The sequence below is a fragment of the uncultured Salegentibacter sp. genome (assembly GCF_963972535.1).
In the GTDB taxonomy this organism is placed as follows: domain Bacteria; phylum Bacteroidota; class Bacteroidia; order Flavobacteriales; family Flavobacteriaceae; genus Salegentibacter.
The window spans coordinates 1-5715 of sequence record NZ_CAXAVR010000140.1 but is presented as its reverse complement, the minus strand read 5'-3'; the positions used below and the strand labels follow the sequence as shown (position 1 = coordinate 5715).

The following is a 5715-nucleotide window of genomic DNA, read 5'->3' as shown; positions in this document are numbered from 1 at the left end:
TAAATGCGCTTAAAAAACTTACTCCGGGTAAAGTACACCTGGCTGTAGATGCAAGCTCAGCGCAATATCTAAAAGACATTAAGGGTGTAGAGCTTCACCATGTGAAGGGGCCACACCCTGCAGGGAATGTTGGGGTTCAAATTCATAAAATAGATCCTATTAATCAGGGAGATAGAGTTTGGACTGTGAATCCTGAAGATGTAACAATTATTGGGAATCTTTTCCTTAGCGGAAAATATTTAGCTAATAAGACGGTAGCAGTAACTGGAAGTGAAGCTACTAACCGTAAGTATTTCTCTACTATAATTGGAGCCGAAGTGGCAGACATTATCAATAAAGTTGATGATGATGTGCGTATCATTTCTGGAAACGTACTTACCGGACTTAAGTTAGCCTACGATCAACACATAAGCTTCTTTTCTAATGAAGTAACCTTAATTCCTGAAGGAAATAAATACAGGGCATTTGGTTGGTTGCCATTTACATATAATAACATTCACTCTAATTCAAGAACTTCTTTATCGTTTTTATTTCCAAACAAGAAGTTTAAGCCTACCACTAATTTAAATGGTGAAGAGCGGGCTCTTGTAGTTACAGGCGAAATGGAAGAAGTTTTACCTATGGATGTTTACCCAATGCAGCTTATAAAAGCGTGTATGGCCGGGGATATTGAGAAAATGGAGAATCTTGGGATCTATGAAGTAGCTCCTGAAGATTTTGCTTTGGTAGAATATGTGAATACATCTAAGATTGAAATTCAGGAGGTGATTCGTCTTGGTTTAGATTTAATGATTACTGAAGTAGGTTAAAAAGCAGTAGAATTATGGAATGGATTAGACAAAGATTAGATAAAATAAAAGAGCCCTTTGCACCGGGAAAAAAATATGAAAAGTATGCGCCTGCGGTTAACGCAATAGATACTTTCTTATTTACCCCAAATCATACCACGCAAAAGGGAGCTCATATTCGTGACGCGGTAGATTTAAAGCGTACGATGATTACAGTGGTACTTGCCCTTGTTCCAGCTTTACTTTTCGGGATGTGGAATGCAGGTTACCAGCACTTTACTCAATTAGGTGAAGCTTTTACCTTTTGGGATGCAATTGGCCATGGAGCATTGAAATTTATTCCAATGATCGTGGTTTCTTATGCAGTTGGATTGGGAATTGAGTTTGCTTTTGCCATCTTTAGAGGGCACGAGGTTAACGAAGGTTACCTGGTAACAGGTTTATTAATTCCTATGATTATGCCTATAGACCTTCCACTTTGGATGTTGGCATTATCTGTAGTATTTGCTGTACTTATTGGTAAAGAAGCTTTTGGAGGAACAGGAATGAATATTCTTAACCCGGCGCTTACAGCAAGGGCATTTGCCTTTTTTGCTTATCCTACTTATATGTCTGGTAACCAGGTTTGGGTTAGTGAGGCAAGTAATGTAGATGCAATATCTGGAGAAACAATTCTTGGTTCTTTGGCAGCCGGAGATAATGTAAGTTATGGAATGATGGATATGTTTTACGGAATTATTCCGGGTTCTGTCTCAGAAACTTCCACGCTTTTAATACTGGTTGGAGCATTGTTATTAGTACTCACAAAAGTAGGAAGCTGGAGAATAATGTTAAGCGCATTTATAGGAGCCGCTGCAATGGCACTTATTTTTAACGCATTACCTGCAATGGGTGTTGCCGGGAATGAGCTTACAAACTTCCCCTGGTACGGGCACCTAATAATAGGAGGACTTGCATTTGGTATTGTGTTTATGGCTACAGATCCTGTATCGGCAGCACAAACATTGAAAGGAAAGTGGATCTACGGATTTTTAATAGGTTTTCTATCGGTAATGATTAGGGTGTTTAACCCGGCATATCCAGAAGGGGTAATGCTTGCAATCTTACTTATGAACGTTTTTGCGCCTACGATAGATCACTATGTAATTCAATCGAATATTAAGCGTAGAAAGAAAAGAATTCAATCCGCCACCGCACAGGTGAAAACAACAGTTTAGTTATGGAAGAGAAATCAGTAAATAAAACAAATAGTAACGGTTATACGTTTCTTTTTGCGGTGATTATGGTTATTGTTGTGGCCTCAGTATTGGCTTTTACAGCAACATCACTTCAGCCTATTCAAAGAGAAAACGTACGCCAGGAAAAGATGCAGAGTATTCTTGCTACTATTGGTGTTGAAACCGACAGGGCAGGAGCTGAAGAGCTTTACAACCGTTATATTACAGAAGCAGTTACTCTTGATTACCAGGGAGAAGAAAGAGAAGATGTTGATGCCTTTACGGTAGATTTGGCCAAGGAAATTAAGAGGGAAGATGAAGAGCAGAATTTCCCACTTTATATTGCCGAATATGAAGGAGAAAAATATTACATAGTTCCTTTAAGAGGTAATGGATTATGGAATGCAATCTTTGGCTACATATCTTTAAAAGATGATGTGAATACTATTAAAGGAGCTACTTTTGATCACCTTGGGGAAACTCCGGGTCTTGGTGCAGAAATTACCAAAGAATGGTTTAAAGAGAGTTTTGCCGAAGAAAAGATTTTTGATGGAAGCGGAAATCTTGTAGGAGTATCGGTTGTAAAAGGCGATATAGATCCTTCAGATAAAGAAGATAACCAGGTAGATGCAATATCGGGAGCTACAATTACCGGAGACGGGGTTTCTGATATGATTTCTGAAAGACTTCAGCGTTATCTGCCTTACTTCAAAAAGCAAACAGATATTAAAGTTGCAACAAAGTAATTATGGCTACAGAGAAAAAAAATATTTCAGAAGAGAAAGAAGCCAAAAAGAAAGAAATGATCCTTTTTCTATCTAGTTCAGAAGAAAAAGAACACTTCCTTTCTAAAGGCAATAGAAAATTATTGTCAGATCCTTTAGACGATAACAACCCAATTACCGTACAGGTACTGGGTATATGTTCGGCACTGGCAATTACGGTACAATTAGAACCAGCAGTGGTTATGGCAATTGCCGTTGTATTTGTAATGGCATTTAGTAACATTATTGTTTCTATGCTGCGTAATATGATTCCTAGTAGAATCAGGATTATTGTTCAGCTAGTTGTTGTTGCCTCCCTTGTGGCTTTAGTAGACCAGGTGCTTAAGGCTTATGCTTACGATGTAAGTAAACAGCTTTCGGTATTTATTGGTCTTATTATTACCAACTGTATTGTAATGGGACGTCTTGAAGCTTTTGCCTTAGGAAACGGAGTTTACAAGTCTTTCCTTGATGGTATAGGAAACGCGGCAGGATATGGTTTAATTCTTATAATCGTTGCATTTTTCCGTGAACTTTTAGGATCAGGAAAATTATTCGGATTTGAAGTTTTAGGACATAAAGCAGCAACAGTAGCAGATTCTACTGGTTTATATGCTTTAGGTTATGAAAATAACGGTTTAATGTTGCTTTCGCCAATGGCACTTATTGTAGTTGGTTTGCTTATTTGGGTGCAACGTGCCAGAAACCGTAAACTTATAGAAGAGAACTAAAAGCACAACAGCTTAAATAAAACTAAATTATGGATTTTATAAATTTATTTGTTAGAAGTATTTTCATAGAAAATATGATTTTTGCCTACTTCTTGGGAATGTGTTCCTATTTAGCAGTGTCAAAAACCGTGAAAACAGCTGTTGGGTTAGGTGCGGCGGTAATCTTTGTACTTACCATTACTGTACCTATTAACTATTTGCTGGATAATTACTTATTAAGACCGGGAGCCTTAACCTGGCTTGGTGCCGAATTTGCCGATGTAGACCTTAGCTTCTTAAGCTTTATTATGTTTATTGCGGTAATTGCATCTATGGTACAATTAGTAGAGATGATCGTTGAGAAATTTGCACCTGCATTATATGGCGCTTTAGGTATTTTCTTACCCCTTATTGCTGTAAACTGTGCTATTCTTGGTGGTGCGCTCTTTATGCAACAAAAAGATTTTGGAGTTATAACAGAAGCTATCACCTACGGGTTTGGTAGTGGAATTGGATGGTTCCTTGCAATTCTTGGGATTGCAGCTATTCGTGAAAAAATAGCTTACTCTAATGTGCCAGCCCCATTAAAAGGTTTAGGGATAACATTTATTATCACCGGACTTATGGCATTAGGTTTTATGAGTTTTATGGGAATTAAATTATAATCGCAAAAGAAAGATTATGACAGTTATTATAGCAAGTATAGTAGTATTTTTAGCATTGATACTCATATTGGTTTCTGTGTTATTGGGAGCAAAGGCAAAATTAGCGCCGTCTGGTCCTGTTACCATAAACGTAAATGGGGAAAAGGATATGGAAGTAGGTTCCGGTGGGACTTTACTTTCTACCCTGGGAGATAATAAACTATTTTTACCTTCTGCCTGTGGTGGTGGTGGAACCTGTGTACAGTGTAAATGTATCGTAAAAGAAGGTGGCGGTGCCATTCTTCCAACCGAGGAGCCACATTTTACCCGTAAGGAAATTGCACAGGGATGGCGATTAGGTTGCCAGGTGAAGGTGAAAGAAGATATGAAAATCACTATTCCGGAAGAAGTATTCGGAATTAAAAAATGGGAAGCTACAGTAGTAAGAAATTACAACGTAGCCTCATTTATTAAGGAATTTGTTGTTGAAATTCCTGAAGATATGGATTATAAGGCTGGAGGTTACATTCAGATTGAAATTCCTAAGTGTGAGGTTAATTTTAGTGATATGGATATCACCGCTCACCCTGAAGAACACGATACTCCAGATATGTTTGAGGCAGAGTGGGATAAGTTTAAACTTCGTCCACTGGTAATGAAAAACCCAGAAACTGTAGAACGTGCCTACTCTATGGCATCTTACCCTGCAGAAGGGCGTGAGATTATGCTTAATGTACGTGTAGCTACTCCGCCGTGGGATAGAGCAAAAGATACCTGGATGGATGTTAACCCTGGTATTGCTTCTTCTTATATTTTCTCAAGGAAAAAAGGAGATAAAGTAACCATTTCTGGACCTTACGGTGAATTCTTTATTAACCATAGTGAAGCCGAGATGCTTTACGTTGGTGGTGGAGCAGGTATGGCGCCAATGCGTTCTCACCTTTACCATTTATTCCGTACTCTTAAAACTGGTAGAAAAGTAACTTACTGGTATGGAGGACGTTCAAAAAGAGAATTGTTTTACATTGAGCACTTTAGAGCTTTAGAAAGAGATTTTCCTAACTTTAAGTTCTACTTAGCGCTTTCTGAACCAATGGAAGAAGACAACTGGAAAGTTAAAGAAAGCCTTGATGCTGAAGGTGATGGCTTTGTTGGATTTATCCACCAGGTTGTAATAGATAATTACTTAAGTCATCACGAAGAACCAGAAGACATTGAATTGTATTTCTGTGGACCACCATTAATGAACAAAGCTGTTCAGAAAATGGGTGAAGACTTTGGAATGCCACCCGAAAACATCAGGTTTGATGATTTTGGAGGTTAATAAAATTAGAATCCCGCTTTTTAAAGCGGGATTTTTTATTTTTACACTATGGCAAAATTAAACGATCAGGAGCTACATAATCTTGCAATGAATATTGTTGGAAAAGAGCTCGAAGCGCAGGGTTATGAATTTCTTGGAGTAAATAGCGAGTTAAAAAAAGATCCGCAGTTCGTGGCTTTAAAAGATAGAAAACTACATTTTGTAATTGTTAGAGCAATAGAATATCCGCATAATCCCAAAGATTATGATCTTACCTTTCTTAGATCTA

Annotated in this window: 5 protein-coding genes and 2 pseudogenes; all 7 read left to right on the top strand. The window is 38.0% G+C overall.

Annotated features, from left to right (window positions below; translation table 11 throughout):
- Window positions 1-809: pseudogene (locus AACZ30_RS12555) on the top strand (NADH:ubiquinone reductase (Na(+)-transporting) subunit A); the annotation flags it as partial.
- Between the two features lie 14 nt (window positions 810-823).
- Window positions 824-2005, top strand: coding sequence for an NADH:ubiquinone reductase (Na(+)-transporting) subunit B (locus tag AACZ30_RS12550; RefSeq protein ID WP_208222672.1), 1182 nt, complete (start codon window positions 824-826; stop codon window positions 2003-2005).
- 2 nt (window positions 2006-2007) lie between these two features.
- On the top strand, window positions 2008-2751 hold the full coding sequence (locus AACZ30_RS12545; protein WP_075324658.1) for a Na(+)-translocating NADH-quinone reductase subunit C: 744 nt from the start codon (window positions 2008-2010) through the stop codon (window positions 2749-2751).
- Window positions 2752-2753: 2 nt separating this feature from the next.
- Window positions 2754-3500, top strand: a complete 747-nt coding sequence (locus AACZ30_RS12540; protein ID WP_075324657.1) for an NADH:ubiquinone reductase (Na(+)-transporting) subunit D — start codon at window positions 2754-2756, stop codon at window positions 3498-3500.
- 29 nt (window positions 3501-3529) lie between these two features.
- On the top strand, window positions 3530-4144 hold the full coding sequence (gene nqrE / locus AACZ30_RS12535; RefSeq protein ID WP_208222671.1) for an NADH:ubiquinone reductase (Na(+)-transporting) subunit E: 615 nt from the start codon (window positions 3530-3532) through the stop codon (window positions 4142-4144).
- A 16-nt stretch (window positions 4145-4160) separates the two neighbouring features.
- Window positions 4161-5447 (top strand): NADH:ubiquinone reductase (Na(+)-transporting) subunit F, encoded by a 1287-nt coding sequence (gene nqrF, locus AACZ30_RS12530; protein ID WP_208222670.1) that lies wholly within the window; start codon window positions 4161-4163, stop codon window positions 5445-5447.
- Window positions 5448-5495: 48 nt separating this feature from the next.
- Window positions 5496-5715 (top strand): annotated as a pseudogene (locus tag AACZ30_RS12525) (Na(+)-translocating NADH-quinone reductase subunit F); the annotation flags it as partial.